Raw genomic sequence first — 22,181 nt, forward strand, 5'->3', positions numbered from 1 at the left:
GCCTTTGTTTGATTGCCCAGGAGGAGGAGATCATGAGCACACTGGTGGAAGATCGAGAAGTGGCATCCTCGATGGATTGTCCCGTCATCGATGGCACGCGTCAGATGCAGCACGTTTCTCCCCGTACTGCCGATGTCGGTGGTATCGAGGTGAACCGGGTACTGCCTTCTCGCCAGCGTCGCCTGGTCGGGGCCTGGTGCTTCCTGGACCATGCCGGCCCGGCCGTTTTCAAGGGAGAGGCCGGCGGCTTGCGTGTCGGTCCGCATCCGCACATTGGCCTTCAGACATTTACCTGGATGATCGAGGGCGAGGTACTGCATCGTGACAGCCTGGGCAACGCGCAGGTGATTCGTCCTGGGCAGGTCAACCTGATGACGGCAGGGCGGGGTATCAGCCATACCGAGGAGTCGATACCGGGCGAGACGCACTTGCATGCCGCTCAGTTGTGGATCGCCTTGCCCGACTCACATCGACAGACGGCGCCGCGCTTCGATCATTATCCCGATCTGCCCGAGTGGGCGTCGCAGGGCGTCGACCATACCTTGCTCACCGGCGAATTCGAGGGCCGTCGGGCGCCGACCCTGGCCTTTTCGGAACTTGTCGGTGTCGATCTGGCCAGCCGGGAAGGCGCCACGTTGTCGTTGTCGCTGCGTGAAGATTTCGAATATGGCGTGCTGCCTCTGGAAGGGACGCTGGAGATCGAAGGTGATACCTTCGCGACGAACGAAATGGCCTATCTGGGACGTGGGCGTTCATCCGTCACACTGTCTCTGCCTGCCGGAGGGCATGCCATCCTGGTCGGGGGAGCGCCACTGGGCGAGGAGATACTGATCTGGTGGAACTTCGTTGGCCACAGCAAGGCGGAGATTATTCAGGCCCAGCGTGACTGGGAAGACGGTAGTGAGCGTTTCGGGGCTATTGAGGGCCATGATGGCGAGCGGCTGATGCCGCCGCCGTTGCCCTGGAAGCAGTGAACCCGGGTAGCAAGTCTATCGCCTGTTGAATGAAAAGCGCCCGTGGCCGACTGGCCACGGGCGCTTTGCGTCATGACGACCGGGGCTTAGCCCTGGCCGCCTTCCTGGCGCTTGGCTTCCTGCTCGCGCCGGCGGATTTCCCGAGGATCGTTATGTGCCCGGCGGCGGCGCCTGGATTCGGACGCGCTTTCCGTAGCCGCTTGCTCCTCGCTCGGTTCCTGAGCCTTCTCAGGCTGCTTGGCCGGTTCAACCTGCGGCTCCTTGGGCTGAGGTGCTTCAGCCTTGGGCTTGGCGCTTTCTTCGACCTTGGCGTCAGTCTTGGGCGCACTGGCCTCGGACTTGGCGGCCTCAGCCGGCTGCTTGGCCGGTTCAGCCTGCGGCGCCTGGACCTGAGGTGCTTCAGCCTTGGGCTTGGCGCTTTCTTCGGCCTTGGCGTCAGTCTTGGGTGCGCTGGCCTCGGACTTGGCGGCCTCAGCCGGCTGCTGGGCCTTCTCCGGCTGCTTGGCCGGTTCAGCCTGCGGCGCCTGGACCTGAGGTGCTTCAGCCTTGGGCTTGGCGCTTTCTTCGGCCTTGGCGTCAGTCTTGGGTGCGCTGGCCTCGGACTTGGCGGCCTCAGCCGGCTGCTGGGCCTTCTCCGGCTGCTTGGCCGGTTCAGCCTGCGGCGCCTGGACCTGAGGTGCTTCAGCCTTGGGCTTGGCGCTTTCTTCGGCCTTGGCGTCAGTCTTGGGCGCGCTGGCCTCGGACTTGGCGGCCTCAACCGGCTGCTGGGCCTTCTCAGGCTGCTTGGCCGGTTCAGCCTGCGGCTCCTTGGGCTGAGGTGCTTCAGCCTTGGGCTTGGCGCTGGCTTCGGACTTGGCAGCTTCGGTCGATTCCTGGGCCTTCTTCGGCTGCTGGGTCGACTCGGCCTGCGACTCCTTGGCCTGAGGCGCATCAGCCTTGGGTTTAGCGCTCTCTTCGGCCTTGGTCTCAGCCTTGGACGCGGTTGCTTCTGACGTGGTGGTCTCGGCCGGCTGGTCAGCGGCAGCCTTGGCCTCGGTCGCTTCCTGAGCCTTTTCCGGCTGCTTGCCCTGAGGCGCTTCAGCTTCGGGCTTGATCGCCTTGTCGTCAGCCTCGGCCTGAGATGCTTCCTGGGCCGCTTCTTCCTGCAGGCGTTTCTGCTCGGCCTCGGCCTTGGGGTTCAAGGCGTACTGGCGATTGCGCTGACGCGGGTTGTTGCGGGTGCGCTTGGGCTTGTCGGACGTCGTCGTCTTGGCGACCTCAGCGGTGCTCTTCTGACGCTCGCTGTTGCTGGACTTGCGGGACTCCTGCGACTTGCCGCGGTTGTCCTGGCTCTTGCCCTGGCTGTCCTGGCTCTTGCGCGTATCCTTGGAGGAGGAGCCGCGCGTTTCCTGGGCATTGCCTCGGCTATCGTCCTGACGACGGTCGCGGCCGCCACTGCTGCTGCTACCGCTACCGCCACTGCGTCCTTGGCTGTCGGAAGCGGTCGACTTGTCGGCCCCTTGGGACTGCCCCTTGGTGCTGCCGCTGCCACGGTTGTCGTTGCGGGAGCTGTCGGAGCGCTGGCGCCGGTTGCGTTGACGACTGCTGCCGCCACCGGAGGAGGAGGAACCTCCCTGGTCGCTCTTGCTCTGCTGTTTGTCGGCGGTGTCGCGCGTCTGGCTTTCGCGGCGCGGTTGGGCGGTTTGGGAGGTGGCCTGGCCGTTGCTGGCGTCTTCCTCACCGCTCAGCAGGCGGGTGAAGCCCTTGACCAGCCGGCCCAGCACGCCTTCACGTTGCTGGCTCGGCACGGGGGCCGCGGCCGGCTTGCTGGGAGCCGGCTTGCTGGCGGCTGGCTGGCTCGGCGTATCCTGCTGCAGGGATGCCGGGGCCGGCTCGTGGTGCACGACGGTTTTCACCGCGGCCTCATCGCGCTTGACGGGCTTGCCGAAGGCTGCCTCTGGTTCACGGCCGACCTCGGTGTCGGTGGAAAGCTCGAAGCTGGATTGAACGCCACCTTCCTCGTCGACATGGTCGTCGCGCAGGCGCTGTACGTCGTAGTGCGGCGTGTCCATGTCGGTATGGGGCAGCAGCACCACGCGCACGCCCTGGCGTTGCTCGATGTCGGCCAGCACGCTGCGCTTCTCGTTAAGCAGGTAGGTAGCCACGGGAACGGGCAGGATGGCGCGAATCTGGGCGCTTCGCTCCTTCATGGCCTCTTCTTCGATCAGGCGCATGATCGACAGCGAGATGGAGCGTACGTCGCGGATGGTGCCCTGGCCGTCACAGCGCGGGCAGACCACGCCGCTGGTTTCGCCGAGCGACGGGCGCAAGCGCTGACGGGACATCTCCATCAGGCCGAAGCGCGAGATGCGGCCGATCTGTACCCGGGCGCGATCGATCTTGAGAGCGTCGCGCACACGGTTCTCGACCTCGCGCTGGTTGCGGGCCGGCGACATGTCGATGAAGTCGATGACCACCAGGCCGCCGATATCGCGCAGGCGCAGCTGGCGGGCGATTTCGTCGGCAGCCTCGAGGTTGGTCTGCAGCGCGGTTTCTTCAATGTCGCTGCCACGGGTGGCGCGCGCCGAGTTGATGTCGATCGAGACCAGCGCCTCGGTGTGATCGATGACGATGGAACCGCCGGAGGGCAGCTTGACCTCGCGCTCGTAGGCGGTCTCGATCTGCGACTCGATCTGGAAGCGCGAGAACAGCGGCACCTCGTCAGCGTAGCGCTTGATCTTCTGCTGGTAGGAGGGCATCACCTGGCGAATGAAGGTGAGCGCTTCCTGGTGGACTTCCTCGCTGTCGATCAGTACTTCGCCGATATCCTGGCGCAGGTAGTCGCGCATGGCGCGAATGATGACGTTGGATTCGCGATAGATGAGGAAGGGGGCAGGGCGTTTGCCGGCTTCACCGGTGATCGATTCCCATACCTGCACCAGGTAGTCCAGGTCCCACTGCAGTTCTTCGGGGGAACGACCGATGCCGGCGGTGCGCACGATCAGGCCCATCTTGTCGGGCACGGTCAACTGGCCCATGGCGTCCTTGAGCTGGGCGCGCTCCTCGCCCTCGATGCGCCGTGAGATGCCGCCGGCACGAGGGTTGTTGGGCATTAGTACAAGGAAACGGCCGGCCAGGCTGATGAAAGTGGTCAGGGCTGCGCCCTTGTTGCCACGTTCTTCCTTGTCGACCTGGACGATGACTTCCTGGCCTTCCTTCAGGACTTCCTTGATGCTGGGGCGCCCCGAGGGCTCCTTGATGAAGTAGTCTCGAGAGATTTCCTTGAGCGGCAAAAACCCGTGGCGTTCGGCGCCGAAGTCGACGAAAGCGGCTTCCAGCGACGGTTCGACGCGGGTGATCTTGCCGCGATAGATGTTGGCTTTTTTCTGTTCCCGGGCACCGGATTCGATGTCCAGGTCGTAGAGGCGTTGTCCATCGACTAGAGCGACGCGCAGCTCTTCGGGCTGGGTCGCATTGATGAGCATCCGTTTCATGGCGTCTCGCAAAATGGACGCGCCGGGGGCGTCCGCATAGCTCCATGAACCTGATGTCGGGCGGTGTTGAGTTCGGTATTCCGGCCAGGTGCACCCACCATAGTCTCGAAACCCGTGCCCCTCGCGACGATCATCAAGCCTTGGGCTTCCATGCATCGACGAAGGCGAACCGCTGGGTGCTGCGTGCTTGTGCTCAGCGCATGTCGCGGATGCGGAACTGCGCCCGGCCGTGCCGGTGGCAATTGCTTGGCCTGGCCGGCACGGCATGATCATGTTGAGTACGGGGCGGAGGCAGGACATGTCTCGGCGGGACTTCGCCCATCCGGCCCTGCGGTCACCGCCAACACCTGGCATTCATCGATTCGCCAACGCCGGCCTCCGGCACGATGTTGTACGTATCCCGTGGTCTCCTGTCGCGTCATTGTGGGCGCGGCAGGGCGGGCGTGGCGTTGTATCGCTTTCAGTTCGGCGGCGGGACCTCGGATTGGCGAGCGTCGTCGCGGCCTGATCTTTTCGTTCCGGCCTGCGTGTGAGTCGTGCAGGCGCGCTTCACGGGTATTTCAACCCACTGGAACGAATCGGCAATATAACAGTAAAGGGGGTGCCCAGCAATTGGCGCAGGATCGCTCTCACTACGGTAGAATGCGCCCTTTGCGTAGTATCCAGTGGAGTGAGCCGGCATGGCCGATGGCCGCGACGTACAATGGGTGGAAGTGACCGAGGGCCAGGCTGGCCAGCGGGTCGACAATTTTCTGATAACGCGCCTCAAGGGGGCGCCGCGCTCGCTGATCTACCGCATCGTGCGCAAGGGTGAGGTGCGGGTGAACAAGAAGCGCGTCAAGGCCGACTCCCGCCTGGCGGCCGGCGATGTGGTGCGTATTCCGCCGCTCAAGCTCGCGCCTCGCGAGGCGGTTCGCGAGGTCAGCGACAACCTGCGCAACCTGCTGGCCGGCAGCGTGCTGCTCGAGGGGCGCGACTGGCTGGTGCTCAACAAGCCGTCCGGTCTTGCTGTGCACGGCGGTAGCGGCGTCAAGATCGGCTTGATCGAGGCGTTGCGCCAGGTGCGCGAGGATCTGGACTTTCTCGAACTGGTTCATCGCCTGGACCGCGATACCTCAGGGTGCCTGCTGCTGGCCAAGTCACGCTCGGCGCTGGTGACGCTCAATACCGCGCTCAAGCGTCACGAGATGACCAAGCGCTATCTGGCGCTGGTCGCCGGACGCTGGCCGGCGCGGCGCGACTTCGTCAGCGCCCGCCTGGACCGCTTCGATGCCGGCAATGGCGAGCGACGCGTGCGGGTCGATGCCAATGGCAAGGTCGCCCGCACGCGTTTCGCCGTGCGTGAGGCCTTCGCCGGGGCAACCCTGATGGAGGCAGAGCCGGTTACCGGGCGTACCCACCAGATTCGCGTGCATGCGGCGCATGCTGGGTATCCGCTGCTGGGCGACGACAAATACGGTTCCCGCGAAGGGCAGCGCCTGGCTGCCCGCTGGGATCTCTCCCGGCTCTTCCTGCATGCGTCCGAGCTGACGTTTCCCGAGCCGACCAGTGGCAAGCCGGTCAAGATTCGTGCGCCGCTCGGCGAGTCGCTCGATGCGGTACTGGCCAACGCTCGCCGTACGAACTGACATGGAGACACCATGCGTTATCGACTGATGATCTTCGACTGGGATGGCACCCTGATGGACTCCGTGGGTCGGATTGTGGCCAGCATGCAGGCCGCCGGCCGCGACATCGGCTGGGGCGAGCTGCCGGACGACCGGGTGCGCGACATCATCGGGCTGGGCCTGCCCGAGGCCATCGCCAAGCTGTGTCCGGGCATTGATGCCGAGCGTACCGAGGCGCTCAAGCAGCGCTATGCCCATTACTTCGTCGAGGGCGACACGACGCCGATGCCGTTCTATCCCGGCGTAAGCGAGGGGATAGAACGGCTGCGGGCCAACGAGCATGCGCGCCTGGCGGTGGCTACCGGCAAAAGCCGGCGAGGCCTGGATCGCATCTTTCGCGAGAGCGCGAGCGGCGCTTGGTTTCATGCCAGTCGCACGGCCGACGAGACCCGCTCCAAGCCGCACCCGCAGATGCTCGAGGAATTGCTTGTTGAACTCGGCGTGGCGGTCGAGGAGGCGGTGATGGTCGGCGACACCGAGTATGACATGGAAATGGCCCGTGCCCTGGGCATGGACCGCATCGCGGTCACCTACGGGGTTCATGAGCCCGAGCGCCTCGCCGCCAGCCGGCCGACCTTCACTGCCGGGAATTTTCCCGAGCTGATCGACTGGCTGCATGGCTGAGCAAGTTTGAGCAAGCGTCTGGGAGACGAGGTCACGATGAGCGACAACAGCGACGACTGGACCAAGGGGCCGGAGCTTTCGGCGGAAGAGGCGCGCCGGCGCCGGGAGGCTCGGGCCCAAGACGAGCCCGAGGCCGGAGAGGCCGATGGCGAGGATGCCGAGACGCTGCGCGAGCGCCGTCGTCTTGCCGAGCAGGCCATGCTCGATCGCTGGATTGGCGGAGTGCTCGTCGAACAGCGTCGTTCACGGCGCTGGAAGCTGTTCTTTCGCTTCGTCTTCGCGCTGTTGATCCTGGCCTTTCTGGCGCTGTCATTCTATGGCCTTTTTGCCGCTCAGGGGCCGGTGGAGGCCAGGGGGCCGCATCTTGGCGTGGTTGAGGTGGAGGGCGTGATCGATCGCGAGTCGCCGGCGAACGCCTCGCGCGTCATCAAGGGCATCGAGCGTGCCTGGGAGGCGCCGGGCGCAAAAGCGGTGGTGCTGCATATCGATAGTCCGGGCGGCAGCCCGGTGCAGTCGCAGCGCATCTATGACGAAGTGATGCGGCTGCGCGAGAGCGGCGACAAGCCGATCATTGCGGTCGTCGAGGACATCGGTGCCAGCGGCGCCTACTATATCGCCGCGGCAGCGGACGAGATCGTCGCCGCGCCGGCCAGTCTGGTGGGGTCCATCGGGGTGATCCACGCCGGCTTCGGCTTCGAGCAAGCCATCCAGCGGCTGGGCATCGAGCGCCGGGTGTTCACGGCCGGCGAGAACAAGGACTTCCTTGATCCCTTCGCGGATGTCGAGCCATCCCAGCGGCGCTTCTGGCAGGAAGTGCTGGCCACCACGCACCGGCAGTTCATCGATGACGTCAAGGCCGGCCGCGGCGATCGCCTGGCCGATGACGAGCGCCTGTTCAGCGGGCTGATCTGGACCGGCGAGCAGGCGCTCGATCTCGGTCTGGTGGACCGGCTGGGCAACCTGGATGGTGAGGCGCGACGCCTGCTGGAAGAGCCGCGCCGACACGATTATACCCCGCAGCTTGACCCCTTCGAGCGGCTATCGCGGCGCTTCGGTAGCGTCATGGCCTCAGTGCTCGGGTTATCGAACGCCGAGACGCCGGTGCGCTACCAGCTGCGCTAGTCACAGGACTCAAGCTTCTAGGTAGTGAGTTGCCAGTCGAGCCACGAGCTTCGAGATGCGAGCAACTCCTTGGCAGTATTCGGCCTTGGGGTAGGCTTTTGCTCGTAGCTCGTTAGCCCAGCGGATCAAGCCCGGCGTCGCGGAGCATGGTGCAGAGGCGGATGAGCGGGAGGCCGATCAGGGTGTTGGGGTCGTCGCCTTCCAGGCGCTCGAACAGCGTGATGCCGAGGCCTTCCATGCGGAAGCTGCCGGCGCTGTCCAGAGGGCGCTCCCGCTCGACGTAGCGGGCGATCTCGTTCTGCGTCAGGCGGCGGAAGATGACGTCGTAGCCTTCGTGGCATACCCGATGACTGCCGTGGCGGGTATCGATCAGCGCCAGGCCGGTCAAGAAACGTACGCGGTGTCCGGAGAAGGCGGCCAGTTGCTGGCGTGCCGCGGCTTCGTCGGCGGGCTTGCCGAGCGCGCGGCCGTCGAATACAGCGACCTGGTCGGAGCCGATGATCAGGTGGTCCGGCCAGTCTGCCGCCAGCCGCTCCGCCTTGGATAGCGACAAGCGGTGCACCAGGGATTGTGGTGACTCGCCGTCGCGCGGTGTCTCGTCGATGTCCGGGCTCGCCCAGGCATAAGGGATATCCAGGCGATCGAGCAGTTGGCGGCGGAAGCGTGAGCCGGATGCGAGGACCAGTCGTGACATGAGGTCTCCAGGCGAAATGAGGCGGGATGACGATGGCATTTGCCGGGCATTGTAACCCGAGACGATGGCGGCTTTGACAGGCGCTGGGGGAGTGCCTATCATTGCGCGCCTATGTTGACCTCACGACTTCCGAGCCGGGTCGAGCCTTACAAGCTCGCCGCCCACGGCGAACACCTCGAAGGCCTTGTCTCGCTGGCCGATATGCCTCGGCTTGCCGAGGCGGTCGGCGAGCAGCATGGGGATGCTCAAGTATGGCTGCACTTCACCATCGACGCCCAGGGGCGGCGGGGGATTGAAGGCCATCTCGAGGCCGAGTTGCAGTTGCCGTGCCGACGCTGTTTGTCGCCCATGGCGAGAGAGGTCGAGAGCGACTTCCTGCTGGGACTGGTGACCAGCGATGCCCTGGCGGCGGATCTGCCGAGTACCCATGAACCGGTGCTGGTGGAAAACGAACAGCTGAACCTGCTGGCGGTGGTGGAGGATGAATTGATCCTCAGCCTGCCCCAGGTGGTTTACCACGACGAGGCCGATTGCCAGGTCTCGCGCGACCAGCTGAGCAGCGGGGCGGGTGCCGTCGGTTCGGACACGCCCTCGAAGAGTCCCTTCGACGTGCTCAAGCACCTCAAGGGCAAACACTGATATTTCATCGATTCACTCTGGAGTGATATCTCATGGCAGTTCAAAAGGACCGCAAGACCCGTTCCAAGCGCGGCATGCGTCGCAGCCACGATGCCCTGACCGGCAAGGCGCTGTCTCAGGACCAGGAAACCGGTACCACTCATCTGCGTCACCACGTGGCCCCGGATGGTTACTATCGTGGTCGTAAGGTCGTCGACGCCTGAAGACGGCGACTCTTACGCCATGACGCCTGATCGTTGAGATGCGGATTGCCGTTGACGCCATGGGTGGGGACCTGGGTCCCCGCGCCGCCGTGGCGGGTGCCGCTAGTGCCGTCATGGCCGACCCCGGTCTCGATATCCAGCTTTTCGGTCCCGCCCGACACCTGGATGACGAGATCTCCCGGCTGCCGCGGCCCTTCGCCGCGGCATCGTCGCGTTTATGCGTCGTGGATGCGCCTGATGTCATCAGTCAGGACCAGCGGCCCGCCGAGGTGCTGCGCGGCAATGCCGCCACCAGCATGTCGGGCATGTTGGCGTGTTTGGCGAAAGGCGAAGCCGATGCCGGCGTCAGTGCCGGTAATACCGGGGCGTTGATGGCCTTGGCGCGGCGTGCGCTCGGCATGGTGGCCGGCCTGTCGCGTCCGGCGATCAGCACTGCGATACCGACGCGCCGCGAAGGACGCTGCTATTTGCTCGATCTCGGCGCCAATGTCGATGTCGAGGCCGAGCGGCTCAGGGACTTCGCCCTGATGGGCGATGTCATGGCGCGTCGCATCGACGATCTGGCGCATCCTCGGGTGGGCCTGCTCAATGTCGGCGTCGAGGGCACCAAGGGCACGGCCAGTGTCCAGCGTGCCGATGAGCTGCTCCGGTGCGAGACAGGGCTGCATTACCTTGGGTTTGTCGAAGGCGATGCTATCTTCTCCGGCGAGGTTGACGTGGTGGTGTGCGACGGTTTCGTCGGCAACGCCGTGCTCAAGGCTAGCGAGGGGCTGGCACGTATGCTGGTGCGCCGGGTTCAGGCGACCTTCGAGGCCCATTGGTCCAGCCGGCTGGTGGGCTGGCTGGCGCGGCCCGCCCTGGCGAGGCTGCGCGGTGAGCTCGACCCCGTGCGCTACAACGGCGCCAGCCTGCTGGGTCTCGACGGTATCGTCGTCAAGAGTCATGGTGGGGCCGATGCCGCCGGCTTCCATTACGCTGTGGCGCGCGCGGCCCGGGAAGTGGCTCACGACCTGCCGGGTTGCCTGGCCGCCGAGCTTGGCCAACGCCGGTCCGCTGGCGCCTCGGCCGTCGATGACGGTCGAGACGCTAGCGGATCCAGGACACTCGCCGGCACCGTCACGGATGTGGTGGATGGCGAGACAAGTCAACAAGAGCAAAGGTGATCGACATGACTCAACCCCTTGCCCTCATCTTTCCTGGGCAGGGCTCCCAGCAGATCGGCATGCTGCGTGAGCTGGCGGAACGCTACAGCGTGGTAGGGACCACCTTCGAAGAGGCGTCTGCTGCGCTGGGCTATGATCTCTGGCAGGTGGTTCAGGAAGGGCCTGCCGAGGCGCTCAACGCCACTGCCTGCACCCAGCCGGCACTGCTGACCGCCAGCGTGTCGATATGGCGGGTTTGGCAGGAGTTGGAGGGGCCGCGCCCTGTGGCCATGGCCGGGCATAGCCTGGGGGAATACAGCGCCATGGTGTGCGCCGGCGCGTTGCCCTTTGCCGAAGGAGTCCGCCTGGTCAAGCTGCGCGGCGAGGCGATGCAGGAGGCCGTGCCCATGGGCGAGGGTGCCATGGCTGCTGTGCTCGGTCTCGATGACGATACGATCGAAGCTGCCTGTGCCAAGGCGGCCGAGGGCGACGTCGTGGCGGCGGTCAACTACAATGCGCCGGGACAGGTGGTCATCGCCGGCAGCAAGGCAGCCGTCGATCGGGCCATCTCGGCTTGTCAGGAGGCTGGAGCCAAGCGTGTCATGCCGTTGCCGGTGTCGGTGCCTTCGCACTGTGACCTGATGCGTCCGGCGGCCGACCGGTTGGCCGAGGCAATGACATCGATCAAGTTGCGTGCACCGCGTTACACGGTGATCCAGAATGTTGATGCCGAGGCGCATGCCGATGTCGAGACGTTGCGCACTCGCCTGATCGAGCAGCTCTATCAGCCGGTGCGCTGGACCTCCTGCGTCGAGGCCCTGTCGGGGCTGGGCGCCGAGGTGTTCATCGAGTGTGGGCCTGGCAAGGTGCTAACCGGCCTCAACAAGCGAATCGCCCGGGGTAGCCGAGGCCTGTCCGTCAACGATCCGGATAGCCTCACCGCTGCCCTGGAGCTGGCCCGCGAGGCAGCGGGTCAGTCGCCGTCGGCCAATGGCTGACTCCCTCTCCCGGACGAGAATGGAAGAGAGCATGACAACCGAGCGTAGAGTCGCCCTGATCACCGGGGCCAGTCGTGGCATCGGCCGCGCCATTGCCCACGAGCTGGGACGCCAGGGGCGCATCGTGATCGGCACCGCCACCAGCGATGCCGGTGCCGAGCGTATCGACGCCGACCTCAAGGAGCAGGGCATCGAGGGTGCCGGGCGTCGGCTGGATGTGACCGACCAGCAGAGCGTGGATGCCCTGATCAAGTCCATCGGCGAAGAATTCGGTGCGCCGACCATCCTGGTCAACAATGCCGGGATCACTCGCGACAATCTGCTGATGCGCATGAAGGAAGACGACTGGGATGCGGTCCTGGACGCCAACCTGAAGTCGGTATATCGCGTCAGCAAGGCTTGCCTGCGCGGCATGACCCGGGCGCGTTTCGGGCGCATCGTTTCCATCAGCTCGGTGGTCGCCACCATGGGTAACCTGGGGCAGGTCAACTATGCGGCGGCCAAGGCCGGCATGGAGGGCTTCACCCGAGCGCTGGCGCGGGAAGTGGCGGCGCGTGACATCACGGTCAACGCCGTCGCACCGGGGTTCATCGCCACCGACATGACCGAGTCGCTGCCCGAGGCCCAGCAGCAAGCGCTGCTCGGCCAGATTCCGCTGTCGCGGCTCGGTCGTCCCGAGGAAATCGCCGCCGCCGTGGGCTTTCTGACCGGCGACACGGCAAGCTATATCACTGGCGAAACCCTGCACGTCAATGGCGGCATGAACATGCGTTGATGCCGCGGCATGTGGCGGTTGCGTCGACCCAGAGCGGTCTATAAACTACCCCGCAGCTTATGCTTGCGGATTTGAACCGGCTGGTTATCAGAACGGCTAACTTGAACGACTGGAGTACGTCATAATGAGCACCATCGAAGAGCGCGTGAAGAAGGTTGTGGCCGAGCGCCTGAACGTCAAGGAAGAGGACATCCAGAGCTCATCTTCCTTCACCGAGGACCTCGGCGCCGATTCCCTGGATACCGTCGAGCTGGTGATGGCGCTCGAGGAGGAATTCGATACCGAAATTCCCGACGAGGAAGCCGAGAAGATCACCACCGTTCAGGAAGCCGTCGACTACGTTAACGCCAACCAGTAAGGGCGCGGTCGACCCCGCTTGCTGAAAGGTCCGGGCAATGCCCGGAGAGAGCCGTCCTGCGATGCAGGGCGGCTCTTGTGTTATGGAGCCATGTGAAGGTTGCATCGCTCGCGAATTGCCATGCTCTTTGCACGAGGCCCAGGATGGCGTACAGCGTGCAATGAGTCGGGTATAATGCCTGGCAATGAACGCCCCTCGTGGGCTGCACTATGTTGAGATGTCTGGAGGAAAGCTGATGGCTCGCAGAAGGGTTGTGGTGACCGGGCTTGGCTTGGTCACGCCTGTGGGAAACACCGTCGATGAGAGCTGGCGGAACATTGTGGCCGGCAAGAGCGGTATCGCCCCGATCGAACACTTCGATGCCAGCGGCTTCAATACGCGTTTCGGTGGCTCGGTGAAAAACTTCGACATCAGCCCCTACCTCAATCCCAAGGATGCCAGGAAGATGGACCTGTTCATCCAGTACGGGGTGGCGGCCGGTGGCCAGGCGATCGAGGATGCCGGGCTGGAGTGTGACGAGAGCAACGCTCACCGGATCGGAGTGGCCATCGGCTCCGGTATCGGCGGTCTGCCGATGATCGAGCATAACCACAATGCCCTGCAGAAGGGCGGGGCACGACGCATTTCTCCGTTTTTCGTGCCGGGCTCGATCATCAACATGATCTCCGGCAACCTGGCGATCCAGCATGGCTTCCGTGGCCCCAATATCGCCATCACCACCGCTTGTACTACCGGCACTCACAATATCGGCTACAGTGCTCGGACCATTGCCTATGGCGATGCCGACGTGATGGTCTGCGGTGGCGCCGAGATGGCCACCACGCCTCTGGGGCTGGGCGGTTTCTCCGCGGCACGAGCGCTTTCCACCCGCAATGACGATCCCGAAGCGGCGAGCCGCCCCTGGGATCGCGACCGGGACGGCTTCGTGCTTTCCGACGGTGCCGGCGTCATGGTGCTGGAGGAGTACGAGCATGCCGTCGCCCGGGGCGCGACCATCTACGCCGAGCTTACCGGCTTCGGCATGAGCGACGATGCCCACCACATGACCGCGCCTCCCGAAGACGGCAGCGGCGCGGCGATGTCGATGAGCAATGCCATTCGCGACGCCGGCATCGATCCAGCGGACGTTGACTATATCAACGCCCATGGCACCTCGACTCAGGCGGGAGACCTGGCCGAGAGTCGTGCCGTTGAGCAGGTGCTGGGGGAAGCGTCCCGCGAGGTGGCTGTCAGCTCGACCAAGTCGATGATCGGTCACCTGCTCGGTGCCGCCGGTGCCGTTGAGGCGGTATTCAGCGTGCTGGCGATCCGTGACCAGGTAGCGCCGCCGACCATCAACCTGGAGAACCTCCAGGACGGGTGCAAACTGGATTACGTGCCCCATACCGCCCGCGAAATGAAGATCGACGTGAGCTTGTCGAACTCCTTCGGCTTCGGCGGTACCAACGGCACCCTGGTCTTCTCGAAGGTGTGAACCTGCCGCCGGACGATATGATGGCCGGGGAGGGCGTGCCCTTCGATGACCGTGGCCTGGCTTACGGCGACGGTCTGTTCGAGACCGTCCTGGTCCGGGATGGCGTGGCGACGCTCTGGGAGGCGCATATGGCGCGTCTTGCGCGGGGGTGCGAGCGACTGGGCATCGCCATGCCGTCGCGTTCAGCCCTGGACGCCTTGCCGGCCCGGGCAGGCAAGGGCCTCGGGGTGCTCAAGCTGACCCTGACCCGCGGCAGCGGCGGGCGTGGCTACCGGCTCCCCGAATCGCCCGCACCGCGCCTGCGCTGGCGTGTCACCCCCTTCGCTCCGTCCCCCGAACGCTGGTGGCAAGGGGTTCGCGTACGTCATTGCCGATTGGCGTTGGGAATTCAGCCGTATCTTGCGGGTCTCAAGCATCTCAACCGTCTGGAAAATGTCATGGCCCGTGCCGAATGGCAGGACCCGGATATCGCCGAAGGTCTGCTGTGCGACAGTGAGGGGCGCTTGGTCGAGGCGACCAGCATGAACCTCTTCTGGCGACGCGAAGGACGGCTGGAAACGCCTGGACTGACGCGCTGTGGCGTGGCCGGTACCCTGCGGGATAGCTTGTGCCGGCGTTTTGGCATTCAGGAGGTGGATGCCGCTCCCAGCGTGCTCGAAGGCGCCGAGGCGGTCTGGCTCGGCAATGCCGTCCAGGGGCTCTGGCCGGTGCAGCGCCTGGATGACGCGCAGGGGCAAGTCGTGATGCGCTGGCGGCTCGGCAGGCTGCACCGTGAGCTGCAGGCCGAGGCTCATGCGCTGCTGGGCTATCCGTGCCATGCGGGGGATGCGGGCGAGCAAGACGAGGACGACAAGGCATGAAACGTGCGATGAAGCTCCTGCCTCTGCTGGTGATCTTGATAGCGCTGATCGTCGGCGGCGGATACCGTTACTGGGAAACGCGTCTGGAAGCGCCGCTGGCGATCGACACGCCGCGTATCTATGAAGTGCCGGAAGGCGCGGGCTACCATCGGGTCATCGCCGAGCTCGACGAGCGCGGCATCATCGAGGATGGCTGGGCCTTCCGCCTGTTGACGCGCCTCGACCCCGATGCTGTGCCGTCTCTCAGGCCCGGTGAATATCGACTCGAGCCCGGCATGGACGGACGGGCGTTGCTCAAGCGCCTGCGTCGTCACGAGGTGGTCAGGTACGGCTTGACCATCCCCGAGGGCTGGACCTTCGCGCAAATGCGCGGTGCCCTGGATGAGGCCGAAAAGCTCGAGCACGATACCCGCGAGTTGAGCGACGCCGAGATCATGGCGCGGCTGGGTCGAGAGGGTGAGCACCCGGAAGGTCGTTTCTTCCCCGATACCTATCGGTATCGCAAGGGCATCAGCGATCTCGAGGTCCTGCGCCAGTCGATGGCGCGGATGGACGAGCGCCTTGCAGCGGCCTGGGCCGAACGCGCCGAGGATTTGCCTCTGGAGACCCCTTACGAGGCGTTAATCATGGCCTCGTTGGTGGAACGCGAAACCGGCGCACCGGAGGAACGGGGGCGCATCGCCGGGGTGTTCGTGCGCCGCCTCGAACGCGGCATGCGCCTGCAGACCGACCCCACCGTGATCTATGGCATGGGCGAGAACTACGATGGCAACATCACTCGGGCCGACCTGCGCGAGGCCACGCCCTACAACACCTATGTCATCGAGGGCCTGCCGCCGACGCCGATTGCCCTGCCGGGGCGTGCGTCCCTGGAGGCGGCCGTGAACCCCGCCGAGGGCGATGCGCTCTATTTCGTCTCACGCGGCGATGGTACGCATCATTTCTCGCGCACCCTGCGCGAGCATAACAACGCCGTCAATCGCTACATTCGCAACCGCTGAGTGCCAGGAGGCGCCACCATGCAACGCCGAGGACGCTTCATCACCCTGGAAGGCGGCGAAGGCGTGGGCAAGTCCACCAACCTCGCGCTGGTGGCCGACCACCTCGAGGCGCGAGGCCTCGAGGTGGTACGCACCCGAGAGCCGGGGGGCACCCCCCGGGCCGAGGCCATTCGTGGCCTGCTGCTCGACCCCGCTACTGACGAACCGCTCGACGATGATGCCGAACTGCTGCTGGTGTTCGCCGCCCGAGCCCAGCATCTGGCCCGGGTGGTGCGCCCGGCGCTCGAGCGGGGGGCCTGGGTGGTCTGCGACCGCTTTACCGATGCCACTTTCGCCTATCAGGGCGGCGGGCGTGGTATCGATACCGCGCGTATCGCCGAACTGGAGGCGTTCGTCCAGCGTGGCTTGACGCCCGACCTGACGCTGCTGCTGGACATGCCCATGGCGGTGGCCCAGCGCCGGCTCGAGGGGCGTCTCGACCGCGACGGTGGCCAGCGTGACCGCTTCGAGCGTGAACGTGCCGAGTTCTTCGATGCTGTGCGCCGTGCCTATCTGGAACGCGCCGACGAAGCGCCGGAGCGTGTCTACGTGGTGAATGCCGACCAGCCGCTGGACGCCGTGCAGGATGAGCTGAGAGCGCTGCTCGATGGTTGCCTGGAGGCCTGGGCATGACGGAGATCGTGCGCCCCTATCCCTGGCTGGCGACGCGCTGGCAGGAGATCACGCGCCTCGCCGATGCAGGCCGCTTGCCGCACGCGATACTGTTTGCCGGGCCGAAGGGCATCGGCAAGCAGTCGCTGGCCGAGGCGTTGATCGCCCGGACCCTGTGTGCCGCGCCCGGCGAATTCGCGTGTGGCCAGTGCCACGCCTGCCAGATGCTGGCATCCGGCTATCATCCGGACTTGATGCGCGTCTCCCCCGAGGAGGGCAAGCGTCAGATCCGCATCGGCCCGGTGCGCGACGTTAATGCCTTCGTCTCCCAGACTGCCCAGCAGGGTGGCTACCGGGTGATCGTCATCGCACCGGCTGAAGCCATGAACGTGGCGGCCTCCAACGCCCTGCTCAAGAGCCTGGAGGAGCCCGGCGGCAAGACCCTGTTCGTGCTGCTGTCCGACATTCCTTCGCACCTGCTGCCGACCATTCGCTCGCGTTGTCAGCAATGGAGCCTGGCGATGGCGGACGAGGCGGAAAGCCTGGCCTGGCTGGGCGAGCGGCTCGGTGGCGAGGAGGATGCGCGCTTCTGGTGGCGCGCGTCGGGCGGCCTGCCGTTACGGGCCCTCGAACTGGCCGATCCGGAGTCCCGGGCCTTGCGTCAGCAGCTTCACGAAACCTTCGATGCCCTGGTGCGTGGCGCCGAGCCGGTCGCCGAGGCCGCGCGACTGGATCGGCAGTCGATCGATGCCATCCTGTGGTACGGTATCGCCTGGCTCGAGGACCTGATTCGCCTCGGATTGTCGGGCGTCTCCGCCGAGTTGCGCAATCCTGATCTATTGCCGCTTTACCGCCAGGCGGTCAAGAACGCCCGGGTCCGCGACTGGTTCCGGCTGCTGGACTATGCTCGCGAACAACGGCGCCTGCTGGCTGAGGGGAACAACCCCAATCCCCAGCTGGTGCTCGAAGCCTGGCTGGTACGCTGGGCGGCCCTGTTGAGATCCTGATCCGGCCCGGTACGCCGTATACCACTCCATCCATTCACAACCGGTGACGCTAGCGCATGTTTGTCGATTCCCACTGTCATCTCGACCGTCTCGATCCACGCACCCATGACGGTGACGTCGGAGCGGCCCTGGCGGCGGCCCGTGCACGTGATGTGCGCCAGTTCCTGGCCATCGCGACGACGCTCGAGGGCGTGCCCGGCCTCGCCGCCATCGCTCGTGAACACGATGATGTGGTGATTTCCGCCGGTGTGCATCCGCTGCACGAAGTGCCCGAGGAGCCGAGCGTCGAGGCCATCATGGAAACGGCCGACGGCCATGGCGCCGTGGCCATCGGCGAGACCGGGCTCGACTATCACTATGATGGTGTGCCGCGTGAAGTGCAGTACGAACGCTTTCGTCGCCACCTGATGGCGGCCACCCAACTCGGTCTGCCGGTGATCATTCATACCCGCGAGGCCCGGGAAGACACCCTGGCGCTGATACGCGAACACGTCGATCCCGAGGTGGGCGGCGTGCTGCACTGCTTCACCGAGGACCTGGACATGGCCCGCGAAGCGGTCGGCATGGGCTTTCATATCTCGCTGTCGGGCATCGTCACCTTCCGCAATGCCACCTCGGTGCGTGAACTGGCGAGCCGCTTGCCGCTGGATCGCATGTTGATCGAGACCGACAGCCCCTACCTGGCGCCGGTTCCTCATCGTGGCAAGCCCAACGAGCCGGCTTGGGTGGTGGAAGTGGCCGAGTGCATTGCCACCGAGCGCGGCATCAGTGTCGAGGAGGTGGCCATGCAGACCGCCGCCAACTTCTATCGGCTGTTCAAGGCCGCCGCGCCCGAAATTTCGAGCGAGGTGCGTCACTCATTGGCCAGGGCCGGCTTGGTCTAGTCCCCGGGCAAGGACGAGAAAACCCGGTGCCGGAAGGAGGACGCATGCATCTGGATTCACTGCTGGTCGATATCGACGCCTCGGGTGGCATTCCGCCGGTGGATCGCTGGGCGCCCGAGCGTGCCGGCGAGATGGACCTGCTGATCGCCGCCGACGGTCGCTGGATTCATGAAGGCGGCGTCATCGGTCGACCGCGCCTGGTGCGATTGCTCTCCACCATTCTGCGCCGCGAAGACGATGGCTCCCACTGGCTGGTGACGCCTGTCGAGAAGCAACGTATCCAGGTCGAGGATCTGGCCTTCATCGCCGTCGATGCCGAACGCGATGACCGGGGCGACTGGCATGTCGTCACCAACTTGGGCGATCGGGTGAGGCTCGATGCTACCCATCGGCTGAGCGTCACTGCCACGCCGCGTGATGAATGGGTTCCCGAAGTGCCGGTGCGCTTCGGACTCACCGCGCGGCTGGGGCGCAATCTCTTCTATCGACTGATCGAGCAGGCCGAGGAGCGCGCCGACGAGCAGGGAGTGCCCTGGTTAGGGTTGACCAGCGGTGGCGCCTGGCATCCGTTGGGGCGGCTAGACGGCGCGGCGCCATGAGGTTGACGTCGGAACAGCGTGCCGTCATCGCCCATGACCAGGGCCATGCCCGGGTCGCGGCGGTGGCTGGTGCCGGCAAGACCACCACCATGGTCGCGCGGGTGCTGAGGCTGCTCGAGCGCGGTGTCGACCCGTCGCGCCTGCTGGTATTGATGTTCAATCGTTCCGCCCGCGAGGACTTTCAGGCACGGCTGGCGGCCATGGCGCCGGCGGGGCAGCGGTTGCCCGACGTGCGCACCTTTCATTCTCTCGGGCATCGCCTCAGTCAGAGCCTGACCCGCTGGGGCGTGCTGTCGCCGCGTCAGTTGTTGACCGCCGACTGGCAACTGGAGCGCCTGTTGCGCCAGGCCTCGCTGAATGCCCTGGAAGGAGCGCCAGACGCGCGCGAGACCGCCCTCGACGCCGACAAGCTGGAAGCCTTGGCGCACTTCTGCGGATTGGTGAAGGCGGAAATGGCCGAGCCCGCCGAACTCTATGCGCGGCTCGATTTCGGCGATGGGACCGAGCATTTCGTGGGCGCCTTCGAGCAGGCCGAAACCCTGCTCGCCGATCATGGCCTGATGACCTACGCCGACCTGATCTATCGTCCGCTGCTGGCCCTGGAAGCCGACGCGACCCTGCGCGCGCGCGTTCAGGGGTTTCTCGATCACGTCATCATCGACGAATATCAGGACATCAATGTCGCCCAGCAGCGCCTGTTGGCCGTACTGGCGGGTCGCGAGGCGGCGGTGATGGCGGTGGGCGACGCCAACCAATGCATCTACGAATGGCGTGGCGCCCATCCCGACACCATGCTCGAGAACTTCACCGCGACCTTCGGCGCTGCCCATGACTACCCGCTTTCGACGACCTTCCGGCATGGCCATGCCCTGGCGCTGGTGGCCAATCATGCCATTGATGCCAATCGTCGGCGCCCCGACCAGATCTGCCTGGCCTCGCCCGATAATCCGGCGACCCAACTGTCGGTGAACCAGGGCAGCCAGGCATTGCTCGACGAACTTGCCGCCTGGCAGCGTCAGGAGCGTGAGCTTTCGGAGGCCTGCCTGCTGGTGCGTAGCTGGGCGCTGTCGGTGCCGCTGCAACTGGCACTGCTGCGTGCCGGGATTCCCTTCAGACTGGCCCGGGAGGATCGCTTCGTGTTCCGCCTGCCGTTGGTCGAGGCGTTAGCGGGCTATCTGATGCTGGCCCAGGATGCTTCCCTGCTGCAGGACCCCGGCCATCTGCTGACGTTGTTGTCCCAGCCGACGCCCTTCGTGCCCCGCGAACGTCTATCGGCGCTGGCGACGCGTCTGGCCGAGACCCAGCGCTGGCCCGAGCGTCACGATCCGTTGCTGGAAGGCATCAAGCCCCATCAGCGGCGCACCCTCAAGCGTCGTTGGGCGCTGCTGTGCGAACTGCCCAAACGCTCGAGCTGGTCGCCGGCTCGCCTGCTCGGCCATGTGATCGAAGAGGTGGAGGCGGAGAAAGTGCTCAAGCGGGCCGCCGCGCGTCGCGACAAGGGCGAGGAGGACGTACGCCTGTTGGATGTGCTCATCGAGCAGGCCGGCGAGGTGAGCGACCTGGCGGCCTTCACCGACCTGTTGCGTCGGCCGGTGGAGAACCGCGACGATGGTGTGCTGATCAACACGGTGCACGGCGCCAAGGGACTTGAGTGGCCGCTGGTGATGCTGGCCGGCACCAACGAGGAAGATTTTCCTCACTATACTCGGGACAACCCGTTGACGCCCCAGCGGCTCGAGGAAGAACGCCGGCTGTTCTACGTTGCTATTACCCGCGCCCGGGAGCGTCTGGTGATGCTGCACGATGGCGGTGAGCACCGGCCCAGCCGTTTTCTCGACGAAACCGCCTGGCAGGATGGCCAGCGCGTGGCGCAGCGCCTGGCGGGGTCACAAGAGACGGCCCCCGTCACGGTAGCGCGGCCCGACCTGGTGCGCCGTTATCTGTCGGCCTTGTCGCCCGATACGCCGATTGAACTACCTGTCGAGGCAGCCGAAGCGCCGGGTGTTGCCGAGCGCTCTGCCGACTATCGGGTCGGCCAGCGGTTGAATCATGCCGTTTTCGGCGAGGGAGAGATCAGCGTGGTGGAGGGCGATCCGGCCAATCCGGTGATCGAAGTCCGTTTCCTGCAGGCTGGCCGGCGACGCCTGATCGCCAGCCGTGCACCTATCGAATTGCTGGAAGGAGAGCACGCATGAGCGATGTCCTGATCAGTGCCGAACAGTTGCATCACTGGCTTCAGGAGCAGCCGACACCCGTGGTGCTGGATTGTCGGGCTCGGCTCGGCGATCTCGAGGCAGGGGCTCGTCTGTGGCGCGAAGGACATGTGCCTGCCAGCCGTCATCTGGATCTCGACCGCGACCTGGCCTCGTCGCCCGGTGTGCGGGGTCGGCATCCGCTTCCCGAGCCCGGCGACTTTGCCGCGACGCTGCGCCGACTCGGCGTCGAGCCCGGCCGCCCGGTGGTGGTGTATGACGACTTGGGCGGACAGCTCGCAGCGGCCCGCGCCTGGTGGATGCTGGCCCAGTGGGCGGGGCACCCGGACGTGAGAGTGCTCGATGGTGGATTGCCGGCCTGGCGCGAGGCGGGCGGTACACTGGTCGAGGGCGAGCAGACGGAGGCCACGGCAAGTGACTGGGCGCCGGCCTTTGATGACGACACCTGGGTCGAGGCCGACGAGGTCTTTTCCAGTCGGGCGCTGAAGCTCGATGCACGCTCACGGGAACGTTTTCGGGGTGAGAACGAGCCGGTGGATGCGCTGGCAGGGCATATCCCCGGTGCGCGCTGCCGGCCCAGCGCAGACAACCTGAACGAAAACGGCCGTTTCAAATCACCGGAGGCGCTGCGCGAGGCGTTTCCGGAGGCGAGCGATGTCATCAGCTACTGCGGCTCCGGCGTCACCGCCTGTCACAATATTCTGGCCCACGCTGTGGCCGGCCTGCCGCTGCCGAGGCTCTACGTCGGTTCGTGGAGCGAGTGGATTCGCGATCCGGCGAGGCCCATCGCCACGGGTGACTAGGTAGCCCATCTGATCGTCAG

The 22,181-nt window shown here is 65.5% G+C and carries 21 protein-coding genes; 19 read left to right on the forward strand and 2 right to left on the reverse strand.

The genetic code is table 11. The features are described from left to right. Positions 1-32: 32 nt before the first annotated feature. Entirely contained in the window at positions 33-974 is a 942-nt protein-coding gene (locus FZZ93_RS13890; RefSeq protein WP_149322915.1) for a pirin family protein, read from the forward strand. 86 nt (positions 975-1,060) lie between these two features. Here FZZ93_RS13890 and rne read toward each other — a convergent pair whose 3' ends face one another. Beyond that, positions 1,061-4,447, reverse strand: coding sequence for a ribonuclease E (rne, locus tag FZZ93_RS13895; RefSeq protein WP_149322916.1), 3,387 nt, complete (start codon positions 4,445-4,447; stop codon positions 1,061-1,063). A 680-nt stretch (positions 4,448-5,127) separates the two neighbouring features. Between rne and FZZ93_RS13900 the strand changes: the two genes are divergently transcribed. From FZZ93_RS13900 to sppA, 3 genes are read left to right on the forward strand one after another with little or no spacing between them, the layout of a single operon-like run. Next, a complete protein-coding gene (locus FZZ93_RS13900) occupies positions 5,128-6,075 on the forward strand; it encodes an RluA family pseudouridine synthase (protein ID WP_149322917.1) in 948 nt (315 codons plus the stop codon). Positions 6,076-6,087: 12 nt separating this feature from the next. Next, complete coding sequence (locus FZZ93_RS13905; RefSeq protein ID WP_149322918.1) at positions 6,088-6,738, forward strand: HAD family hydrolase; 651 nt, start codon at positions 6,088-6,090, stop codon at positions 6,736-6,738. A gap of 36 nt (positions 6,739-6,774) precedes the next feature. Next, positions 6,775-7,860: a signal peptide peptidase SppA gene (gene sppA / locus FZZ93_RS13910; RefSeq protein WP_149322919.1), complete on the forward strand. Its 1,086-nt coding sequence runs from the start codon at positions 6,775-6,777 to the stop codon at positions 7,858-7,860. Between the two features lie 112 nt (positions 7,861-7,972). On the opposite strand, the gene FZZ93_RS13915 is transcribed toward sppA, so the two are convergent. Next, positions 7,973-8,554: a Maf family protein gene (locus FZZ93_RS13915; RefSeq protein ID WP_149322920.1), complete on the reverse strand. Its 582-nt coding sequence runs from the start codon at positions 8,552-8,554 to the stop codon at positions 7,973-7,975. Between the two features lie 111 nt (positions 8,555-8,665). Here FZZ93_RS13915 and FZZ93_RS13920 point away from each other — a divergent pair, with 111 nt between their 5' ends. The 15 genes from FZZ93_RS13920 (at position 8,666) to FZZ93_RS13990 (ending at position 22,161) form a co-directional block, all read left to right on the forward strand. Then, a complete protein-coding gene (locus tag FZZ93_RS13920; RefSeq protein WP_149322921.1) occupies positions 8,666-9,193 on the forward strand; it encodes a YceD family protein in 528 nt (175 codons plus the stop codon). 32 nt (positions 9,194-9,225) lie between these two features. Continuing rightward, positions 9,226-9,396, forward strand: a complete 171-nt coding sequence (gene rpmF, locus FZZ93_RS13925; RefSeq protein ID WP_149322922.1) for a 50S ribosomal protein L32 — start codon at positions 9,226-9,228, stop codon at positions 9,394-9,396. A 38-nt stretch (positions 9,397-9,434) separates the two neighbouring features. Then, entirely contained in the window at positions 9,435-10,559 is a 1,125-nt protein-coding gene (gene plsX, locus FZZ93_RS13930) for a phosphate acyltransferase PlsX (protein ID WP_149322923.1), read from the forward strand. Positions 10,560-10,564: 5 nt separating this feature from the next. Then, positions 10,565-11,536 carry an ACP S-malonyltransferase gene (fabD, locus tag FZZ93_RS13935; RefSeq protein WP_149322924.1) on the forward strand — a complete coding sequence of 324 codons (972 nt, stop codon included), beginning with the start codon at positions 10,565-10,567 and terminating at the stop codon, positions 11,534-11,536. 31 nt (positions 11,537-11,567) lie between these two features. Beyond that, a complete protein-coding gene (fabG, locus tag FZZ93_RS13940) occupies positions 11,568-12,311 on the forward strand; it encodes a 3-oxoacyl-ACP reductase FabG (RefSeq protein ID WP_149322925.1) in 744 nt (247 codons plus the stop codon). A 124-nt stretch (positions 12,312-12,435) separates the two neighbouring features. Beyond that, on the forward strand, positions 12,436-12,669 hold the full coding sequence (acpP, locus tag FZZ93_RS13945) for an acyl carrier protein (protein ID WP_017430583.1): 234 nt from the start codon (positions 12,436-12,438) through the stop codon (positions 12,667-12,669). A gap of 235 nt (positions 12,670-12,904) precedes the next feature. Next, on the forward strand, positions 12,905-14,143 hold the full coding sequence (gene fabF / locus FZZ93_RS13950) for a beta-ketoacyl-ACP synthase II (RefSeq protein ID WP_149322926.1): 1,239 nt from the start codon (positions 12,905-12,907) through the stop codon (positions 14,141-14,143). 17 nt (positions 14,144-14,160) lie between these two features. Next, entirely contained in the window at positions 14,161-15,003 is an 843-nt protein-coding gene (gene pabC, locus FZZ93_RS13955) for an aminodeoxychorismate lyase (RefSeq protein ID WP_149322944.1), read from the forward strand. Further along, complete coding sequence (mltG, locus tag FZZ93_RS13960; protein WP_149322927.1) at positions 15,000-16,004, forward strand: endolytic transglycosylase MltG; 1,005 nt, start codon at positions 15,000-15,002, stop codon at positions 16,002-16,004. The genes pabC and mltG overlap by 4 nt, the downstream gene beginning before the upstream one ends. 18 nt (positions 16,005-16,022) lie before the next feature. Beyond that, the gene (gene tmk, locus FZZ93_RS13965; RefSeq protein WP_149322928.1) at positions 16,023-16,676 is read left to right on the forward strand and encodes a dTMP kinase; all 654 of its coding nucleotides are present in this window, start codon (positions 16,023-16,025) and stop codon (positions 16,674-16,676) included. Next, the gene (locus FZZ93_RS13970) at positions 16,673-17,662 is read left to right on the forward strand and encodes a DNA polymerase III subunit delta' (protein WP_149322929.1); all 990 of its coding nucleotides are present in this window, start codon (positions 16,673-16,675) and stop codon (positions 17,660-17,662) included. Before tmk ends, FZZ93_RS13970 begins: the two co-directional genes overlap by 4 nt. 56 nt (positions 17,663-17,718) lie before the next feature. After that, positions 17,719-18,546: a TatD family hydrolase gene (locus tag FZZ93_RS13975; RefSeq protein WP_149322930.1), complete on the forward strand. Its 828-nt coding sequence runs from the start codon at positions 17,719-17,721 to the stop codon at positions 18,544-18,546. Between the two features lie 44 nt (positions 18,547-18,590). Then, on the forward strand, positions 18,591-19,145 hold the full coding sequence (locus FZZ93_RS13980; RefSeq protein WP_149322931.1) for a DUF1285 domain-containing protein: 555 nt from the start codon (positions 18,591-18,593) through the stop codon (positions 19,143-19,145). Continuing rightward, the gene (locus FZZ93_RS13985; protein ID WP_149322932.1) at positions 19,142-21,340 is read left to right on the forward strand and encodes an ATP-dependent helicase; all 2,199 of its coding nucleotides are present in this window, start codon (positions 19,142-19,144) and stop codon (positions 21,338-21,340) included. Before FZZ93_RS13980 ends, FZZ93_RS13985 begins: the two co-directional genes overlap by 4 nt. Further along, positions 21,337-22,161, forward strand: coding sequence for a sulfurtransferase (locus tag FZZ93_RS13990; RefSeq protein ID WP_149322933.1), 825 nt, complete (start codon positions 21,337-21,339; stop codon positions 22,159-22,161). Before FZZ93_RS13985 ends, FZZ93_RS13990 begins: the two co-directional genes overlap by 4 nt. Positions 22,162-22,181 lie beyond the last annotated feature (20 nt).

The organism is Halomonas eurihalina (assembly GCF_008274785.1).
Taxonomy (GTDB): domain Bacteria; phylum Pseudomonadota; class Gammaproteobacteria; order Pseudomonadales; family Halomonadaceae; genus Halomonas; species Halomonas eurihalina.